This is a genomic window from Spirosoma fluminis (genome assembly GCF_054778895.1).
Window position 1 is genome coordinate 78622 of sequence record NZ_BAAGZD010000003.1, and the last position, 17036, is coordinate 95657.

A 17036-nucleotide genomic window follows, 5' to 3' on the forward strand; every position below is an offset into this window, starting at 1 on the left:
AACGTAGCCCGGCTGTACAGAACGAAACAGTCGGGCTGCTTTTTGATGGCGAAATGAACTGTTCACTACGTTAGATACCCAAAGGGTTTGTCTTATTTGTTGCGTCTACCTTGCTAAGTTGCTCAGCGACGAAATACCCGTACGATGCCGTTTAGTCTTCAACCTGATCCTGCACCCATTACCCGTCATTTGCGGGCCATGTTTGGGTCGCGCGTATTAATCGCGGCCGTCAGTCACTTATCCGTTTTCGAGGAGTTAAGCGCGGAACCGCTTACGATCGATGAACTCAGCCGCAGGCTTCAACTGAACGAACGTCCCGCTATGGTGCTCTTTCCGGCGCTATGCGCTATGGAATTACTACAGCGAGACCAATCAGGACGACTACACATTACTGAGTTAGGCCGCTTTCTTACTCAATCCCAGACACCGAACGTAACGGGATACGTAGGACTGGAAAAAGGCGATTCGGGCGCTATCGAAATGGCAACCCGGTTAAAGAACGATGGTCCGCTGGAAGCCCCCGAAGGTATTTCGTTTGTAAAAGAAGGCGAAGGCCCTTCGCCTATGGACGATCCGGAATTAGCCCGCAGCCTGACGTTGGGCCTGGCCGGACGAGCCCGGAAATTGTCGCCAATTGTAGCCGCCAACCTGTCGAAACGGAAAGGGCATCTACTGGATGTAGCGGGCGGAAGCGGTTATTACACCTACGAGTGGCTCCTGAATAATCCTTCCGCTACAGCTACGCTCTTAGATCGCCCGGCTGTATTGAACGTAGCCGCCGAACTCCTCGACGAGCTTGCTAAAAGTGGTCGGCCGGGAGCCGATACGCTCAAAGAACGTGTAACGTTCCTGCCGGGCGACATGCTCACCGACGAGCTTCCGCAGACCGATCTACTGTTGGCTGCCAGTTTGTTTCATGACTGGCCAACGCCTACCTGCCAGATGCTGGCTCAACGGTTTGCCAATGCCCTTCGGCCCGGTGGTGAACTGTGGGTACACGATGCCTTTCTGAATGATGAACTCGATGGCCCATTGGCCGTGACAGACTATTCGGCGCAGCTGTTCTGGAACACCAAAGGCCGGGCATACAGCCGGGCCGAATACCGCCGTTGGTTTACAGAAGCAGGCTTAACACCTACCGAAGACGCCATTCCTACCCAAATGGACTATGGCCTGATCTGGGCCCGGAAGTAAGCGACTTGCCAGCTTGTTGATCACCTTTACCCTAACACCTGCACCCATGAAAAAGAGAACGTTCATCAAGTTATCGTCAACCTTAATGGCAGCTCCCGTACTCTCTCCCTTAACTGATTTAGTAGCCGATGACAAGCTCAAAAACTGGGCTGGTAACTATACCTACAGTACCGACAAGCTCTACTCGGCCAAATCAATCGGACAGGTTCAGGATTTTATCAAGAAACAGAGCAAACTCAAGGTGCTGGGCACCCGGCACTGCTTCAACGGTATAGCCGATAGCAAGAGCAACTTTGTGTCGCTGCGGGAGATGGATCAGGTGATTACCCTGGACTCAAAGGCGAAGACCGTAACGGTCGACGCCAGCATGCGGTATGGTCAACTGAGTCCCTATCTTGATAGCAAAGGCTTTGCGCTGCATAATCTGGCCTCTCTACCCCACATTTCGATTGCAGGTGCCTGCGCTACGGCCACGCATGGCTCAGGCGTAAAAAATGGTAATCTGGCGACGGCGGTTTCGGGCATGGAGATCGTAACGGCCACGGGCGATCTTGTAAAACTTTCGCGCCAAAAGGACGGGGAAACGTTTCGGGCGGCTGTCGTTAACCTGGGAGCGCTGGGTGCCGTAACGAGGATTACCCTCGATATTCAACCGACCTTCAAAATGCGGCAGTACGTCTATGAGAATCTGCCGCTGGCGCAACTGAAAGATCACTTCGAAGCTATTGCATCCAGTGCCTACAGCGTCAGTTTGTTCACCGACTGGCAAAAGCAGCGGATTAACGAAGTCTGGCTTAAACAGCTCATCGACGGCAAATCCCAACTGGCCAAACCTGAATTTTTCGGCGCTAAACTCGCCAGGAAGAACCTTCACCCGATTGCTGAATTGTCGGCCGAACACTGCACGGAGCAGATGGGGGTACCCGGCCCCTGGTACGAGCGGCTTCCGCACTTCCGCATGGGCTTCACGCCCAGCAGTGGCAAAGAATTACAATCGGAGTACTTTGTGCCCCGTAAGAACGCCGTTGAAGCCATCCTGGCCGTCGAACGACTACGCGACCACATCAGTCCTCACCTGCTCATTTCAGAGTTACGTACCATCGACGGAGATAATTTGTGGATGAGTCCGTGCTACAAACAGCCAAGCCTGGCTATTCATTTTACCTGGAAGCAGGATTGGGCATCGGTTCGGAAGGTGCTGCCGATGATCGAGAAGGAACTCACGCCATTCAATGCCCGACCTCATTGGGGTAAGCTGTTTACGTTGGCCTCATCTGTCCTTCAATCGCGCTACGAAAAGCTAGCTGACTTTAAGAAACTGGTTCAGGAGTACGACCCTAAAGGTAAATTCCGCAACGAGTTTCTGAGCACAAATCTGTACGGAAGTTGAGCCTGTCTTTCTGTTATTGTATTGCCACTATTCTGAGAATCCAATGCATTCAATTTGTCAGCGAATCTTACTAACGGCTTATCTCTGCTCGTTTTTCGTTGCTTATAACGCCTTAGCTCAAAGCAAGGCACCGAAATTCAACGTTGTTGCCTTTTACACCGCGAAGAATGACCAGGCGCACATCAGTTACGTACACGAAGCCAATCGGTGGTTCGCTAAAATGGCGAATCTTCACCAGTTCAAATTTGATTCAACGAATAATTGGGCGAATCTAAACGCAGACTTTCTGGCCCGGTATCAGGTAGTGATTTTCCTGGATACGCGGCCGGATGAGCCTGCCCAGCGCGATGCTTTTCAGAAGTACATGGAACGCGGGGGCGGCTGGATGGGCTTCCATTTTGCTGCCTTTGCGCTGACGCCTTCCAAGTACCCGCAGGACTGGGACTGGTATCACAATCAATTTTTAGGCTCAGGTTCTTATGGTAGCAACACCTGGCGACCTACTCCGGCGATTCTGAAAGTTGAAGACCGTAAGCATCCCGCAACCAGGCACCTCCCGCAAACGTTCAAATCCGCCCCGAATGAGTGGTATCGCTGGGAAAAGGACCTAAAGGCAAATCCTGACATCGACATACTGCTATCGATTGATCCAAGTAGTTTCCCACTGGGCACGGGGCCTAAACCCCACGAGATTTGGCACAGCGGTTATTACCCCGTTGTCTGGACCAATAAAAAGTACAAAATGCTGTACTTGAACATGGGTCACAACGACATAGATTATGAGAACGGGACAAACAAAGAGTTGTCCTTTACGTTCGCGAATGCAACGCAGAATCAGCTCGTGTTAAATGGACTCCTGTGGTTGGGCGGAGCCGCTAAGAAGTAAAGAAGGATTGGCTGGCAAGCCACAAAAGTCAGGTATACGCAGCCAGACTACGCTCCTTAGTTTCCGGTTCCCTTTTTGCGTTTGAACGACGTCCGGGCAGATAACTCGGCCTGAAATTTCACCTTCAGTTGACGATCGAGTTCTTTATCACGTGGGATGTAGATACTTGTCTTTCCATCCGAATACTTAAGCATCCAGTAATCGTTATCGGTAGTAGGCGGAATGGAGGTGTACACTGGTTTGCTCATCGGGATAAATAATAAAAATGAAAATTGGTGCCAATCGGCACCATATCTAACTCATTAACCGGATACCTTCCGGCGCCAGAACGGCATATAAGCCTTATTCAGTCTTCCTGACGGAAACTGCGTTCGGCCCTTTGGGAGTCTTTGTGACTTCGAAACTTACTTTATCGTTTTCGCTGATGGAATCGATCAGGCTGTTTATGTGCACGAAAATGCTTTCCTGACTCTGGAGATCCCGAATAAATCCGTATCCTTTCGAGGCATTAAAAAAGGACACAATACCACGCCGAACGGTTTCCTCCGGTCCAGCCGCTTCCTGCTTGGCAACACCAATCTGGATGTCTTCCTGATCAATAACTCTCTTCTTACGCGGGTCTGGCGGAGTCGACGTGATGTTGCCGTTTTCATCCACGTAGGCCAGCATATCGTCAAGCCGTTGCCCTTTTTGAGCATTCGCTTTCCGTTCTTCTCTCTTCTCTTCTTTGTCTTTCCTCTTTTTTTGTCTTGCTTTTTCTTTTTCCTTTTTACTAAATGTCTCCATTCGGGATTATTATTATGATGAGATAAACCTGCCGATACTGAGCAGGGGGAACCTGTAGAGAGGGGAGCCAATTCGATTGATGGTCAGTCAATACGTGCGGGTTAACCCGGTCTTATAGATAATTAACCAAATATAACGAAAATAAGTTGACCTTGGCAACTATTATTAACTTTTCGGAGCTAAACTGAGGTAATCACGGCCTTTGCGCGTTTGAACTGTATCTTTAGTTAATAAACGTATGAAGGCTGTACTTATGTGATATGTTGTCTCAATTTCATTACGTATCACCCGATACGTTCACGGATCACAACTCATCACTGCTTTATCACTTTTACGGTCCGAAGCTCTCCGTTGATCGTTGTTTGTAATAACAGTACGCCAGATGCTTGTTGGCGGACATCAAACATTTGCCGCTCGGCTGCTCCCGGTTGTTCTACAGACCGCTGCTCGATTAGCCGACCACGAGCATCGAGGAGTTGCATCGACAGCGGTTTGTCCTGTGCTCCGGTTATTTCAACCAGAAACGATTCCCGAACGGGATTACCCAACACTGATATTGTTGGTTCGACCACGGTCTCAGTGGATGCCGTTCGAGCCCGGCCACAAGCGGCTTTAATGTCAAGAACGTACGTAGCCATCTGTCCACCTTGACGGGCTACGAGCGTGATCGGTTGTGCATCCGCAGCAGTCCGAAGTACTGGGTCGACAAACTGATTGGGGGTAGTTGTCCAACCGGTAATGCCAGCCGCCATGTATTCAATGGCTCCGGCCGACGATCCGGCTCCCCCAGTTGTATAAAATGTAATAGCGCCTGTCTGACAGTTATAGGTTGGCGGACTCATCATAAGCGGGCTGGTGTCAGACGAGCGGTTTGTTGACTGCAAGTTCTGGCAATACGTCCCAAAATCAAATGCGTAGCTAACCGTTTGGCCACTTTGGGTCGCCTTAATCAGTATTACTTTAGGATTATTACGTAGTTCCTGTTCTAGGGTACCAACATTATCGGTGGCCTTCGCTCGAATCACACCCGGAGCTGTATATGCAATGGGCGTTCCATCTCCACCAGTTGTGGTGAAAACAATGGTGCCCGACTGACAATCGTAGAGAGGGGCTAGCACCCGTAACGTTGTCACGACAGGTGAAGTGCCCAGCTTGACAACCCATGTCGCCAGGGTACTCTTTGACTTACCTACAACATCGCCATTGGTTGACGTTGTCGTTCCTACTACCAAATACCCTCCATCGTCAGTAGCCAATATGCTCGCTGGTACGTCACGACCGGCCCCACCAAGGGTTTTCCGCCACCGCTCTGTCGACTGCGTTGTCACAGTTACTAAACGCAAATCGCCGTTGTTAGCCCCTATCCCATCCAGTACAGTCAGGTTACCATCGTCATCTTTGGCCAGCGACGCAACTACGCTGGAACCGGTGAATGACGCGATGGCGCTTCCGTCACTCGCTTCGTTTGGCGCAATGGTAATCAAACGACCATTACCACCAGCCCCTAAGCCAACGGCTATGTAGGCGTTATCATTTGACGGATTAGGCATTACGTCACTCAATGAATCCAAACCGGGGTACCTATTCTTCCAGACCAGATTATATTGACTGTTGAGCTTAATGGCCAGTCCCTGACTGCTGGCGGTTGCATCGTCGAGCGCTTTTCCAACCAGCAGATAGCCCCCATCGCGGGTGTTCACTACTTTATAAACAATCGGCGTTGCTGGCTGAGGACTCGGGTAGTTCACGCGCCACTGGCTAACAATTACCCCTTCTTGATTGAGTTTGGTCAAGTTTAAATACGATAAGGCATCACGGTACGTACCGATTATCAAGATGCTGCCGTCGGGCGCTGTCGTAATCGCATTATCGCTGATCCGAATGGTAGGCCCTACGTTGGCGTTGTCGATGGCTTTCGTCCAGACCATCGTTCCTTCCGCATTCAGCTTGCTTACGTAATAGCGGTTCAAAGCATCCAGTCCCAACGTTAAAAATCCACCGTCCTGCGTAGTCGTCAAGGCTAAAGTTTCACGAACCGGCACGTAGCTCGATATAGTATCCTGATAGGCACCGTTCAGCTGTTTTGTCCACCTTACATCACCTGTGATGGAGAACCGAACCAGGTTTTTGCCAGCTAATACTACGTAGCCACCGTCATTTGCTTTTACCGCTCGCAGGTGAGACGTTGGTGTCACATCGCCACCATCCAGCGTTCGCTGCCACTGAATTACTGGCGATTGTACTGTCTGCGCCCTCGTGCTTACTGGTATGCTAACTATCCATATAAGCATCAGCCACCACCGGCTGGTTTGCGTTAGGTACTGATTCTCCATAAATCGAAACAAACATAAATCCAACCTACACTACCACTAAAGTCAACTAGAGTTGTAGATTTTATCGCAAATCGATTAAACGGAAAATGAGTGACATAACGCTAATCGCCTAGTCATCGGCTGGCTCGCTACACGTAATAAATGAGCGTAGAGCAATGAACCTATTCACCTATAGATTAAGCAAAGTAACTTTTTGCCATTTCACCTAACTATCGGCTTAGTAAGCTGTTAATCGGACTGGTATATCGACTCAACCAACTTAACAATCGCCTTATGCCTCGTTTTACTGAACTGATAAAAGCCTTGATTGATGGGCCAGCACCGTTACAGTCACGGAAGGAATTTCTTAAGCTAACCGGTCGAACGTTGGCCATAGGTGCGGCAGGTGGTATACTCACCACAAAAGGCCAATCCCGGTTCAGTAACGGTGGCGAGCGATCGGCGGTTGCTTCATCGGATACAGTTCCAAACAATGTTCCCATCATTAAACCTGTTTCACCGCCCGCCGAGATTCCGCCCAAAGTTGACGAACCGATCAAGCTGGAGCCAATTCGGGGTGACGCCGACCGGCAAACTCCTCCCCTTCCGTCACCCCAGCCACCCGATTCTCGCGTAGGCTATGCCATCGTCGGTCTGGGGCACTTATCGTTAGAGCAACTTTTGCCGGCCTTTGGCGAATGTAAAAAGTCGAAAGTAGTGGCGCTGGTCAGCGGCAATCCGCAGAAGCTGCAAAAGGTAGCTCAGCAATATGGTGTCAAACCTCAGAACTGCTATAGCTACGAAAATTATGACAAGCTGAAAGATAATCCGGAGGTACAGGTGATTTACATCGTGCTGCCCAACGCCATGCACGCCGAATATACCATCCGTGGGGCACAGGCCGGTAAGCATATTCTGTGCGAGAAGCCAATGGCTACCTCATCCGCCGAATGCCAGGCTATGATTGACGCCTGCAACAAAGCCGGACGCCAACTAATGGTCGCTTACCGAATTCAATACGAACCGCATAACCGCCTGGTTCGTGAACAAGTCCGCACGAAGAAATATGGTGCACCCAAATTTTTTGACATGCACAATGCTCAGCAGGAGGCCAACCCCAGTCACTGGCGACACATTCGGGCTCTGGCTGGTGGCGGTGCCTTACCTGATATTGGCCTGTACTGTCTCAATACGGCCCGATTTCTTTTGGGGGAAGAACCAACCGAGGTGTTCGCCTATCAATACAGTACGCCGGGTAATCCCTTGTTCCGGGAAGTCGAAGAGCTCATAACGTGGCAGATGCGCTTCCCAAGTGGCGTTATTGCCAACTGCGCCAGCGACTACTACGCCCACGAATCCAGATGGTACCGGGTGTTGAACGAACGGGGCTGGCAGAACATGAACAATGCCTTTGCCTATGAAGGTCTGCAATTGCAGCAATCCTACGCCGAGGGCCAAAACGAGCAGACCGCCGAAACATCAGTACCCAATCGGAACCAGTTTGCGCTCGAAATCGATCACTTCTCCGATTGCGTTCAGCAGGATAAGCGGCCGTTCACGCCCGGCGAGGAGGGCCTACAGGATCACCGCATTATGGAAGCGATCTATCAATCCGCTCAACAAGGTCAACCCGTTAAACTTCCTCTCATCACTAAAATCGACGCTTTCCGCGGCCCCGAACCGCAGTTAACGTAAAGCAACATTTAAGTTAGTGTTGTTGCTATTGTTAAATAACAAAAACTCCCGACTACATTTTGTGCAGCCGGGAGTTCATCTTTAAAGTTTCTAACCTGCTTACGAACCACACATCTCACAACCTTCTGGATCGTCCAGTGAGCAGGTCATAGCGGCATACTGCTGTTCAAGGTCCGTTACCATCGGCACAGGGGTTGGAGTAGCGTTGGTGGCGTGTTCCTTCGCGTACTGTGCGTAGTCGAGTGGTTTTTCGACGGGTGCGGTTTCGGCCAGGGCAGGTTCCAGTTGCGGCTCGGCTTGTGGCTGAACAACCGTGAACTTGACGGCATCGGCAGCGGCCTTCGTACGCAGGTAGTACATACCCGTTTTCAGACCCGCTTTCCAAGCGTAGAAGTGCATCGACGTCAGCTTGCCAAAGTTCGAATCCTGAATATGGATGTTTAGCGACTGCGACTGGCAGATGTAGGCACCCCGGTCGGCGGCCATGTCGATGATGTGTTTCTGCTTAATCTCCCAAACTGTCTTGTAAAGATCTTTGATATTCTGCGGAATGCCCGGAATCGCCTGAATCGAGCCGTTGGCCAAGATCAGGTTGTTCTTCATGGTATCATTCCACAGACCTAATTTCACAAGGTCTTTGAGCAGGTGCTTGTTCACAACCACGAACTCACCCGACAGCACACGGCGGGTGTAGATGTTGCTCGTGTAGGGTTCGAAGCACTCGTTGTTCCCCAAAATCTGCGAGGTCGACGCAGTCGGCATTGGAGCCAGCAGCAGCGAATTCCGAACGCCGTGTTCCACTACGTCCTTGCGGAGGCTTTCCCAATCCCAGCGACCTGATTTAGGCTTTACACCCCACATATCGAACTGGAACTGGCCTTGCGAAATTGGTGAGCCTTTCCAGGTTTCGTAGGGACCATACTCCTTCGCCTGCTCCATCGACGAGGTCATGGCACCAAAGTAGATCGTTTCGAAAATATCTTCGTTCAGGCGACGCGCTTCATCCGACTCGAACGGCATACGTAACATGATGAACGCATCCGCCAGTCCCTGCACACCCAGGCCAATCGGCCGGTGACGCATATTGCTCCGACGAGCCTCTTCAACTGGATAGTAGTTGATGTCAATGATCTTGTTGAGGTTACGCGTGGCTGTTCTGGTTACCTCATACAGTTTCTGGTGGTCGAACCGCATCACACCATCCGTACCGCGGGTTATGAACTTCGGCAGCGCAATCGATGCGAGGTTACAAACCGCTACTTCATCGGGGGCCGTGTACTCAATGATTTCGGTGCACAGGTTCGACGACTTGATCGTGCCCAGGTTCTTCTGGTTCGACTTCTTGTTAGCCGCATCCTTGTACAGCATGTATGGCGTGCCGGTTTCGGTTTGTGACTCCAGAATCTTGAACCACAATTCCTGCGCCTTCACTGTCCGACGGGCGCGTCCTTCGCGTTCGTACCGCTCATACAACGCTTCGAATTCTTCGCCGTAGCAGTCGGCCAGACCGGGGCACTCATGCGGACAGAACAGCGACCAAACGTCGTTGTCTTCCACGCGTTTCATGAACAGATCGGGCGTCCAGAGGGCGTAGAACAGGTCACGAGCCCGTACTTCTTCTTTACCCGAGTTCTTTTTCAGATCCAAAAATTCGAAGATGTCGGCATGCCAGGGCTCCAGATAAACGGCAAACGAACCTTTACGCTTACCACCACCCTGATCGACGTAACGAGCCGTGTCGTTGAACACACGTAGCATCGGCACAATTCCGTTCGACGTACCGTTAGTGCCCTTGATATACGTACCCGTCGCCCGGACGTTGTGGATACTCAGGCCAATGCCACCTGCCGACTGCGAAATTTTAGCGGTTTGCTTCAGCGTATCGTAGATACCGTCGATCGAGTCGTCCTTCATCGTCAGCAGGAAGCAGCTCGACATCTGCGGCTTCGGCGTTCCGGCGTTGAACAGGGTAGGCGTTGCGTGCGTGAACCACTTTTCACTGAGTAGGTTATACGTCTCAATGGCGGCATCGACATCGTCCATATGTATGCCCACGGCAACACGCATGAGCATGTGTTGCGGACGCTCGGCAATCCGGCCGTCGATTTTCAACAGATACGACTTCTCAAGGGTCTTGTAGCCGAAGTAATCATAGCCGTAATCGCGGTCGTAGATAATCGTAGAATCCAGCAGGGCGGCATTATTGCGAACAACGTCATATACCTCCCGCGAGATCAGCGACGCGTTTTCGCCGGTCTTCGGATCTTCATACAAGTACAGTTTCTTGATGGTACCGGAAAACGATTTGTTCGTTTCCTTGTGCAGGTTTGAGATGGCAATCCGGGCGGCCAGAATGGCGTAGTCCGGGTGCTTGGTTGTCATCGAAGCAGCAGTTTCGGCGGCCAGGTTGTCTAATTCCGTCGTTTTGACGCCGTCGTAAAGGCCATTTACGACCTTCATAGCCACCTCAACAGGCTGCACGTAGGCGGGATCAAGGCCATAGCATAACTTCTCAATCCTGGCGGTAATTTTATCGAACTTGACCGACTCCCGGCGTCCATCGCGTTTAATTACATACATGAGCGTTTGAGCTAGTGTTAATATATAGGAAAAATGGTATATGCAGTAAATATTGATTCGTTTGTTACGTTCAGATCAGCCCGATTGGCGTGGTCAATCCGTTGAGTTTGGCTGTCGCCAGAACGCGACTGCGTTCTAAAGTTCTGCTGAAATAGACGGAAAAGCAACCGGGAAGGTTCACCGGTTTTCGCTCGTCTTAGAAAAATAGAAAGCTGCGAATCGGTTAAGAAATTGTTAAGCCGTAAGCCTTAGCGACTTAACAATACCCCATTGCAGACCTAGTCTAAGAAATTAAAAAGAGCGAATTTACTGATCGGTGTGCGGAGGCCAACACTTGCCAACCGCACAGTTTGAGGAAGTGATTATGTGCTTAAATGTAGGAAGACATCCTTGAAAAGGCAAGCCGCCAGAGAACTCTTATTAGGCAATGGTATTACTTTAAATGGTTGATAATCAAACCCGAAAAGATCAGACAAAAAGACTTGCCAATCCATTATAAACGCCGTACCTTTGCAATCCTTTTCGGACGGAAACCGAGAAGATGACAAGAAACTGAGCATTAGACTATGAAAAAGGGCATTCACCCGGAATACCGCGATGTGGTATTCCACGACCTGTCGAGCGACTACAAATTTCTGACCCGCTCAACGGTTCAAACCAGAGATACCATCGAGTTTGAGGGCCAAACGTACCCACTCGTTAAGATCGAAGTTAGCTCGCAGTCGCACCCATTCTACACGGGTAAGAACGTACTGCTCGATACGGCCGGCCGTGTGGACAAGTTCCGCAAGCGCTACGGCACCAAGTAATTTCAAAGCTTTAAAGCTTACACCTAAAAACTCCCCCGCTACGTCAAGCACGCTGGGGAGTTTTTTTATGCCCTCCGCCTTACCTTTACTGCATGAGTTTTATCCAGACAGACACGTTTACCTTACGTGGCTACGAGTGTGACGCATTCGGTCGAATGAGCATACCGGCTTTAATGAACCTGATGCAGGAGTCGGCCAACCGCAACGCCATTGACTACGGCATCGGCATTTCTGACCTGGCGCAGCGAGGCTTCGGCTGGATGCTGATGCGCTTTCGGTTACGGGTTCATCAGTACCCGCATTATGGTCAGACTATTCGGATGATGACCTATCCCACATCGGTTGAAAAATTCTTTATTCATCGCGATTTTCGGGTGCTTACCGAGGATGGCACCTTACTGGCTGATGCGGCAAGCACATGGCTTGTGTTCTCGATAGATAAACGCTCCATGGTACCTCTACCCGATTTCATCAAGCAGTTACATGTGCCTCCGGCCGTGGAACCATTGCCTAAACTGCCTCTCAAACCCGATTTCCAGAATGCTTCCTTCGGAGGTAGTGTCGCCAGGCAGGTCGAAGTAGGCTGGTTAAGTATTGATCAGAATCAGCACGTCAACAACGTAGCATACGTGCAGTGGCTGCTCGAAGCGGTTGACAACGAGACGCTGCAAACGCGGGAATTAGCCGAAATTGATTTAGTTTTCCGGACAGAAAGTCATTGGCGCGATCAGTTGCAGATACAGGCCGTTGTCGAAACGAAGCATAGTCTGGTGCACCGGATCGAGCAGGTCGACTCGGGCAAAGACGTCCTGCTGGCCCGCACCCGGTGGACGTAGTATATTCGTTACCTTAACCACCCTGCTAATAAAAAAGGCATGACTACTTCATCAACTAAAATTCAGACAGTAGAAGCCGTCCTGAACGGTTTAATGCGCCGGTACAGCGAACGCGTTCCGGATGTACAGAACGTAATCGATTCCATGATCGACGAAGGCATTGTTCAGTCGGCGGATGAGATCGAAAATGACCATATCGCTTTCCGGACAATGGGCGTACCAAACCTGGGCTTAGCTTCGTTCGAGAAGATATTCATGCACTACGGCTACGAAAGGCGCGATGAATACAACTTCACCGGGAAGAAGCTAACGGCGTATTGGTACGCACCACCCAAACCTAGTTTTCCTCGTATTTTCGCTAGTGAACTGCGCGTGCAGGAACTGTCCGACGAAGCCCAGCAAATTATCCACCGCTACACAGATACCGTAACGAGTGATCCCGTTGATGCCCTCGATCTGGACGACGCAGAGGCTGTTGACCACTTCCTGCATCAGCCCCTTTGGACGACGCCTACGCTGAGCGATTATAAAACATTACTGGCCGAAAGCGAATATGCCGCCTGGGTAATTTACAACCGTTATTACCTCAACCACTTCACCATCAGTGTGCATAACCTCCGATCCGGTTATAACACAATCGATGAGTTCGTGGCTTTTCTGCAAGCCAGAGGTTTCAAACTTAACTCGGCGGGCGGCACGATTAAGGTTAGTCCGGATGGTGATCTACGACAAGCCTCAACCGTAGCGCAACTGATTGATGCCGATTTTGCGGACGGTGATACGTTCCGAATTGCGGGCTCTTACGTCGAATTTGCCGAGCGTCGGGTATTACCCCAGTTCAACCATCTTCCGGCCGAGGAGATCACCCGTGCCCATCGGCGCGAAGGCTTTGAAACCGGCAATGCCGATAAAATCTTCGAAAGTACATTTACGACGCAAACGGACCGATAAAAGACGATCTGCTCCTAACTCTTACCCACCATGAAAACGCGTGTAATCTCCTTAATTACCGGGCTCCTGCTGACGACCGCAGCGCTGGCTCAAAAACCAGCGCCTGTCGGCATTCAATTATACAGTTTTCGCAGCCAGTTTGCCAAGGACGTTCCGGGCACAATGGCCAGCGTGAAGCAGATGGGGTTTCGCGAAGCCGAAATTGCCGGTACCTACGGACTCAGCCTCACCGACTTCCGCAAGCTTCTTGATCAGAACGGCATTAAAGCCATCAGCACCGGAGCCAGTTTCGAAGACCTCGACTCAAACGTTCCTAAACTAATTGCCGAAGCGAAGGCATTAGGCGCGAAATACGTCACCTGCGCCTGGATTCCCCACCCAGGTGATGCTTTTCGTATTCAGGATGCGGATCAGGCGATCGACGTGTTCAATACGGCCGGAAAACTGCTGGCCGACAACGGCCTTACGTTCTGCTACCACACCCACGGCTATGAGTTTCAGACGTATCAGGACGGTACGTTCTTTGACTACCTGGCCGAAAACTTTGATCCCAAGTACGTTAACTTCGAGATGGATGTGTTCTGGGTGAAATCGCCGGGCTACAACCCCGTCGCCTTGCTGCAGAAATACCCGAAACGCTTCCCGCTTATGCACCTCAAAGACCGCAGGCCGGGCACCCCCGACAGCAACAACGGTCGCGCCGACTTAGAATCGAATGTAACACTAGGGCAGGGCGACATTGGCATTGCCGACATCATGAAGCAAGCTAAAAAGTCGGGCGTCAGGCACTTCTTCATCGAAGACGAATCGTCGCGATCGATGGATCAGGTACCCGCCAGCCTCAGCTTTCTATCGGGTTTAAAGTAACCCTACTTGCGGGCCTCAAAGCGTATAACAAACGGCTCATTCGTTTGCGGGTCCGTCTCGGCTACGTTGACGTTAATCGTGGAGCCATCGGCAGTGCCTAACGACGTATCGCCTAAATACAGCCCATACGAGTTGCCGGTTTGGCGTACCTCAACGCTATCAATCGGCAACGTGCTGTCTGCAGCGCCGGTCTGTTTGAGCATTAACAGGAGGTTGACGAAGCTCGACGTGCTCCGGGCTGCGGTGAGCGTTCCGGAAACGGATACGCCCTGACTGGAAGCGGGCAAGGTAGGCAGATTTATGGTGTCGGCTCCATCAATATACAGAAACGATCGGATCGTATACTTGCCGGATACAGCCGTTGCCGGATCATTCGGCGCAGGATCATTGTCTTTCTTACAGGCGGCAAAGGCAAGTACAGTCAAGACGAAAAGAATACTCGTTTTCATAACAGTTCGGTAATCGGTTTACTGCTAAACGCCACTTACCCTACTGCAACTGTAGTTTATTTTGAATACCGAGGTAACGGTCTTGTCAAACGCTCATGCTTAAAAGCAGTACGTATACACCCGGTCGGCTAGCTGCTGCACATCCGCAAATTCGTGAAAAGCACTGATCACAATTCGGGTATTCGCCCGATCGGCCGCTGTTGGATAAGCGAATGAATAGATAAAAATGTTGTGCGCCAGTAAATGAGGATACAGATCGTCCTGCTCAGTAAAGAAAACCGGATAACCTGTTGCCTGGCGAAACAGGCCGGTAGGGAGCAGCAGCTTTTCGGCCAGCAGCACATTTTGTTGAAGGCGTTCCCGTCCTTCGGCATATAAATGGTCGGCGTTCAGGTAAGCATCCAGGTAGGCAGGTGGTATGGGTGAACACGCGCCAAAAAACGCGGATTGGCGTAACTCTGCAATCCGTTCGGGGTCGCCCAGCACAGCCCCGCCCGGCAATCCCATCGCTTTGGCCAAGGACGCCGTCACCAGCAAGCGCATATTGGCTTTTGAAGGGATTTGCGGCCAGATGCCCCGACCATTGTTCAACACCCCTATGCCGTGCGAATCGTCAACTACGAGGGTTATGGGCAATTCATCGGGTAACGTATCGACCCAGTCGAACGCATAATAGTCCGAACAAACCGCATCGAGTGAGTTGACGAACACGGCAATGGGTTGTTCCGGATGATTCTCACGGGCAATGGCTCTTAACTGCCCGGGCAACTGCGCTACCCAGTCCGCAAACGATGCCGTCGGCAACGTAACGGCAGGCTGATTCCAGAGAGCCGGGTGCGCCTTTGGGCCGTAGACGAATATGTGATTTTGCCCTTCCAACAAGCGAACAACGGCCTGGCCAGCCATCATTCCGGACGATAGCGTCAGGGCTGCGGCTGCCCCAACGAACGCGGCCAGCTTCGCTTCAGCTTCTTCATACACGCCAATCCGGAGATTCCCGTTCCGTGAACTTCCGAAAACGCTCCCGTACCGGCGAATGCCATTCAGCACCAGTTGCTGAAAAGCAGGATGCTGTGCCAACCCCAGGTATGCCGTTCCGCTAAAAAATAAGTAGTCGCTCCCGTTATGCTGAATTGTACGACCGGGGAGGTGATCGATGGTAAACGTGTCACTCATTACGTTATCGGGATTCACGCATTACCAACTGGGCTCCGGTACCATTTTCCGCAGCGTAAATAACCTGGCCGTAGTTGAACGTAACGCCAGTAGCTGGGTCGTTGGCAATGAGCAGCGAACCATCCAGATCGGTATAATCGAGCAAGGGCAACAACTGAGCGATGGCCGAAATGCCAACGCTGGACTCGGTCATGCAGCCAACCATAACGCGTAACCCTAACTCACGGGCACGGCTAATCATACGCCGGGCGGGGGTCAGCCCTCCGCACTTGGTTAGCTTGATGTTTACCCCGTGGAAATAGCCCGCGCAACGATCAACGTCGTCCTCAACAATGCAGCTTTCGTCGGCTATAACCGGTAAGGCGCTCTGGTCAAACACCGCTTTAGCACCAGCCCAGTCTGCAGCCGGAAGGGGCTGCTCAATAAACTCAACGTCTAAGTCTGCCAAGACCCGCGATTTGGCGATGGTATCAGCCGCTTGCCACCCACAGTTGGCGTCAATCCTAAACAGCGCATCCGTATGCTGACGTAACAGCTTCACTACGTCCAGATCGGTTTCCGGACGACCCAGCTTGATTTTATACAGGGGCCAGGGCCATTCCTGCATCTTTTCGAGCATTCGCTCAGGCGTATCTAAACCAATGGTGTAATTCGTCAGAGGGCTATTGGCCGGGTCAAGGTTCCAGAGCTTATACAAGGGTTGCTGCTTCTGCTTCGCCCATAGGTCCCAGGCCGCCTGGTCCAGCGCACATAAGGCAAAAGGATGCTGCGCCAGATAGGGCTGCATATCGGCCCAGAACACTGCTGGGTCAGTCAGGGTGTAGGATTCAATACGTTCCCGAAGTGCCTCAAGCGACGCCACCATCCCCTCAACCGTAATCCCGTAGTAGCGCGTGGCCGTTGCTTCACCGAAGCCGCTGCAGGTGCCGTCACGTAGCTCAACGAGTAAAGTTGGCTGTACGTCGCGGCTATCGTGCGCGATGGTAAATGTATGTTTTAAACGAAGATCGACGCGGTGAAAAAGCAACTCCATGAATGTGATCGCAGCAAGAATAGCGTAAGAAGTTCAGGCGTAAAGGTACAGGTTTATCCCAACTCGAGCCCA

15 protein-coding genes are annotated in these 17036 nt (G+C 51.4%); 8 read left to right on the top strand and 7 right to left on the bottom strand.

What is annotated here, in order from left to right:
* Window positions 1-144 precede the first annotated feature (144 nt).
* From ACYVBJ_RS02380 to ACYVBJ_RS02390, 3 genes are read left to right on the top strand one after another with little or no spacing between them, the layout of a single operon-like run.
* On the top strand, window positions 145-1194 hold the full coding sequence (locus tag ACYVBJ_RS02380) for a methyltransferase (protein ID WP_460980702.1): 1050 nt from the start codon (window positions 145-147) through the stop codon (window positions 1192-1194).
* Between the two features lie 46 nt (window positions 1195-1240).
* Window positions 1241-2584, top strand: a complete 1344-nt coding sequence (locus ACYVBJ_RS02385) for a D-arabinono-1,4-lactone oxidase (RefSeq protein WP_460980703.1) — start codon at window positions 1241-1243, stop codon at window positions 2582-2584.
* Between the two features lie 43 nt (window positions 2585-2627).
* On the top strand, window positions 2628-3470 hold the full coding sequence (locus tag ACYVBJ_RS02390) for a ThuA domain-containing protein (protein ID WP_460980704.1): 843 nt from the start codon (window positions 2628-2630) through the stop codon (window positions 3468-3470).
* Between the two features lie 56 nt (window positions 3471-3526).
* Here the strand turns inward: ACYVBJ_RS02390 and ACYVBJ_RS02395 are convergent, their stop codons facing one another.
* The 3 genes from ACYVBJ_RS02395 to ACYVBJ_RS02405 all read right to left on the bottom strand — a co-directional run bounded on the left by ACYVBJ_RS02395 (window position 3527) and on the right by ACYVBJ_RS02405 (window position 6589).
* Complete coding sequence (locus ACYVBJ_RS02395; RefSeq protein WP_460980705.1) at window positions 3527-3718, bottom strand: hypothetical protein; 192 nt, start codon at window positions 3716-3718, stop codon at window positions 3527-3529.
* A gap of 94 nt (window positions 3719-3812) precedes the next feature.
* On the bottom strand, window positions 3813-4256 hold the full coding sequence (locus ACYVBJ_RS02400) for a cold-shock protein (protein ID WP_460974681.1): 444 nt from the start codon (window positions 4254-4256) through the stop codon (window positions 3813-3815).
* Between the two features lie 314 nt (window positions 4257-4570).
* The gene (locus tag ACYVBJ_RS02405; protein ID WP_460980706.1) at window positions 4571-6589 is read right to left on the bottom strand and encodes a T9SS type A sorting domain-containing protein; all 2019 of its coding nucleotides are present in this window, start codon (window positions 6587-6589) and stop codon (window positions 4571-4573) included.
* A 273-nt stretch (window positions 6590-6862) separates the two neighbouring features.
* Between ACYVBJ_RS02405 and ACYVBJ_RS02410 the strand changes: the two genes are divergently transcribed.
* On the top strand, window positions 6863-8263 hold the full coding sequence (locus tag ACYVBJ_RS02410; RefSeq protein ID WP_460980707.1) for a Gfo/Idh/MocA family protein: 1401 nt from the start codon (window positions 6863-6865) through the stop codon (window positions 8261-8263).
* Window positions 8264-8362: 99 nt separating this feature from the next.
* Here the strand turns inward: ACYVBJ_RS02410 and ACYVBJ_RS02415 are convergent, their stop codons facing one another.
* Window positions 8363-10843, bottom strand: a complete 2481-nt coding sequence (locus ACYVBJ_RS02415) for a ribonucleoside-diphosphate reductase subunit alpha (RefSeq protein ID WP_460980708.1) — start codon at window positions 10841-10843, stop codon at window positions 8363-8365.
* A 566-nt stretch (window positions 10844-11409) separates the two neighbouring features.
* Here ACYVBJ_RS02415 and ACYVBJ_RS02420 point away from each other — a divergent pair.
* The 4 genes from ACYVBJ_RS02420 to ACYVBJ_RS02435 all read left to right on the top strand — a co-directional run bounded on the left by ACYVBJ_RS02420 (window position 11410) and on the right by ACYVBJ_RS02435 (window position 14306).
* Window positions 11410-11652, top strand: a complete 243-nt coding sequence (locus ACYVBJ_RS02420) for a type B 50S ribosomal protein L31 (protein WP_460974675.1) — start codon at window positions 11410-11412, stop codon at window positions 11650-11652.
* A 92-nt stretch (window positions 11653-11744) separates the two neighbouring features.
* Window positions 11745-12488, top strand: coding sequence for an acyl-[acyl-carrier-protein] thioesterase (locus ACYVBJ_RS02425; protein ID WP_460980709.1), 744 nt, complete (start codon window positions 11745-11747; stop codon window positions 12486-12488).
* Between the two features lie 39 nt (window positions 12489-12527).
* Window positions 12528-13439 carry a 2-oxoadipate dioxygenase/decarboxylase family protein gene (locus ACYVBJ_RS02430; RefSeq protein WP_460980710.1) on the top strand — a complete coding sequence of 304 codons (912 nt, stop codon included), beginning with the start codon at window positions 12528-12530 and terminating at the stop codon, window positions 13437-13439.
* A 30-nt stretch (window positions 13440-13469) separates the two neighbouring features.
* Window positions 13470-14306 (top strand): sugar phosphate isomerase/epimerase family protein, encoded by an 837-nt coding sequence (locus ACYVBJ_RS02435; RefSeq protein WP_460980711.1) that lies wholly within the window; start codon window positions 13470-13472, stop codon window positions 14304-14306.
* Window positions 14307-14308: 2 nt separating this feature from the next.
* On the opposite strand, the gene ACYVBJ_RS02440 is transcribed toward ACYVBJ_RS02435, so the two are convergent.
* The 3 genes from ACYVBJ_RS02440 to ACYVBJ_RS02450 form a co-directional block, all read right to left on the bottom strand.
* On the bottom strand, window positions 14309-14755 hold the full coding sequence (locus tag ACYVBJ_RS02440) for a hypothetical protein (RefSeq protein WP_460980712.1): 447 nt from the start codon (window positions 14753-14755) through the stop codon (window positions 14309-14311).
* Window positions 14756-14854: 99 nt separating this feature from the next.
* Window positions 14855-15931, bottom strand: a complete 1077-nt coding sequence (locus ACYVBJ_RS02445) for an aminotransferase class I/II-fold pyridoxal phosphate-dependent enzyme (protein WP_460980713.1) — start codon at window positions 15929-15931, stop codon at window positions 14855-14857.
* Window positions 15932-15935: 4 nt separating this feature from the next.
* A complete protein-coding gene (locus ACYVBJ_RS02450; RefSeq protein ID WP_460980714.1) occupies window positions 15936-16964 on the bottom strand; it encodes a dipeptide epimerase in 1029 nt (342 codons plus the stop codon).
* Between the last annotated feature and the right edge of the window lie 72 nt (window positions 16965-17036).

Excerpts from the sequence above, each read along its gene's own strand:
- ACYVBJ_RS02380 (WP_460980702.1), top strand. The coding sequence starts at position 145 with ATGCCGTTTAGTCTTCAACCTGATCCTGCACCCATTACCCGTCATTTG.
- ACYVBJ_RS02385 (WP_460980703.1), top strand. The coding sequence starts at position 1,241 with ATGAAAAAGAGAACGTTCATCAAGTTATCGTCAACCTTAATGGCAGCT.
- ACYVBJ_RS02390 (WP_460980704.1), top strand. The coding sequence starts at position 2,628 with ATGCATTCAATTTGTCAGCGAATCTTACTAACGGCTTATCTCTGCTCG.
- ACYVBJ_RS02395 (WP_460980705.1), bottom strand. The coding sequence starts at position 3,718 with ATGAGCAAACCAGTGTACACCTCCATTCCGCCTACTACCGATAACGAT.
- ACYVBJ_RS02400 (WP_460974681.1), bottom strand. The coding sequence starts at position 4,256 with ATGGAGACATTTAGTAAAAAGGAAAAAGAAAAAGCAAGACAAAAAAAG.
- ACYVBJ_RS02405 (WP_460980706.1), bottom strand. The coding sequence starts at position 6,589 with ATGGAGAATCAGTACCTAACGCAAACCAGCCGGTGGTGGCTGATGCTT.
- ACYVBJ_RS02410 (WP_460980707.1), top strand. The coding sequence starts at position 6,863 with ATGCCTCGTTTTACTGAACTGATAAAAGCCTTGATTGATGGGCCAGCA.
- ACYVBJ_RS02415 (WP_460980708.1), bottom strand. The coding sequence starts at position 10,843 with ATGTATGTAATTAAACGCGATGGACGCCGGGAGTCGGTCAAGTTCGAT.
- ACYVBJ_RS02420 (WP_460974675.1), top strand. The coding sequence starts at position 11,410 with ATGAAAAAGGGCATTCACCCGGAATACCGCGATGTGGTATTCCACGAC.
- ACYVBJ_RS02425 (WP_460980709.1), top strand. The coding sequence starts at position 11,745 with ATGAGTTTTATCCAGACAGACACGTTTACCTTACGTGGCTACGAGTGT.
- ACYVBJ_RS02430 (WP_460980710.1), top strand. The coding sequence starts at position 12,528 with ATGACTACTTCATCAACTAAAATTCAGACAGTAGAAGCCGTCCTGAAC.
- ACYVBJ_RS02435 (WP_460980711.1), top strand. The coding sequence starts at position 13,470 with ATGAAAACGCGTGTAATCTCCTTAATTACCGGGCTCCTGCTGACGACC.
- ACYVBJ_RS02440 (WP_460980712.1), bottom strand. The coding sequence starts at position 14,755 with ATGAAAACGAGTATTCTTTTCGTCTTGACTGTACTTGCCTTTGCCGCC.
- ACYVBJ_RS02445 (WP_460980713.1), bottom strand. The coding sequence starts at position 15,931 with ATGAGTGACACGTTTACCATCGATCACCTCCCCGGTCGTACAATTCAG.
- ACYVBJ_RS02450 (WP_460980714.1), bottom strand. The coding sequence starts at position 16,964 with ATGGAGTTGCTTTTTCACCGCGTCGATCTTCGTTTAAAACATACATTT.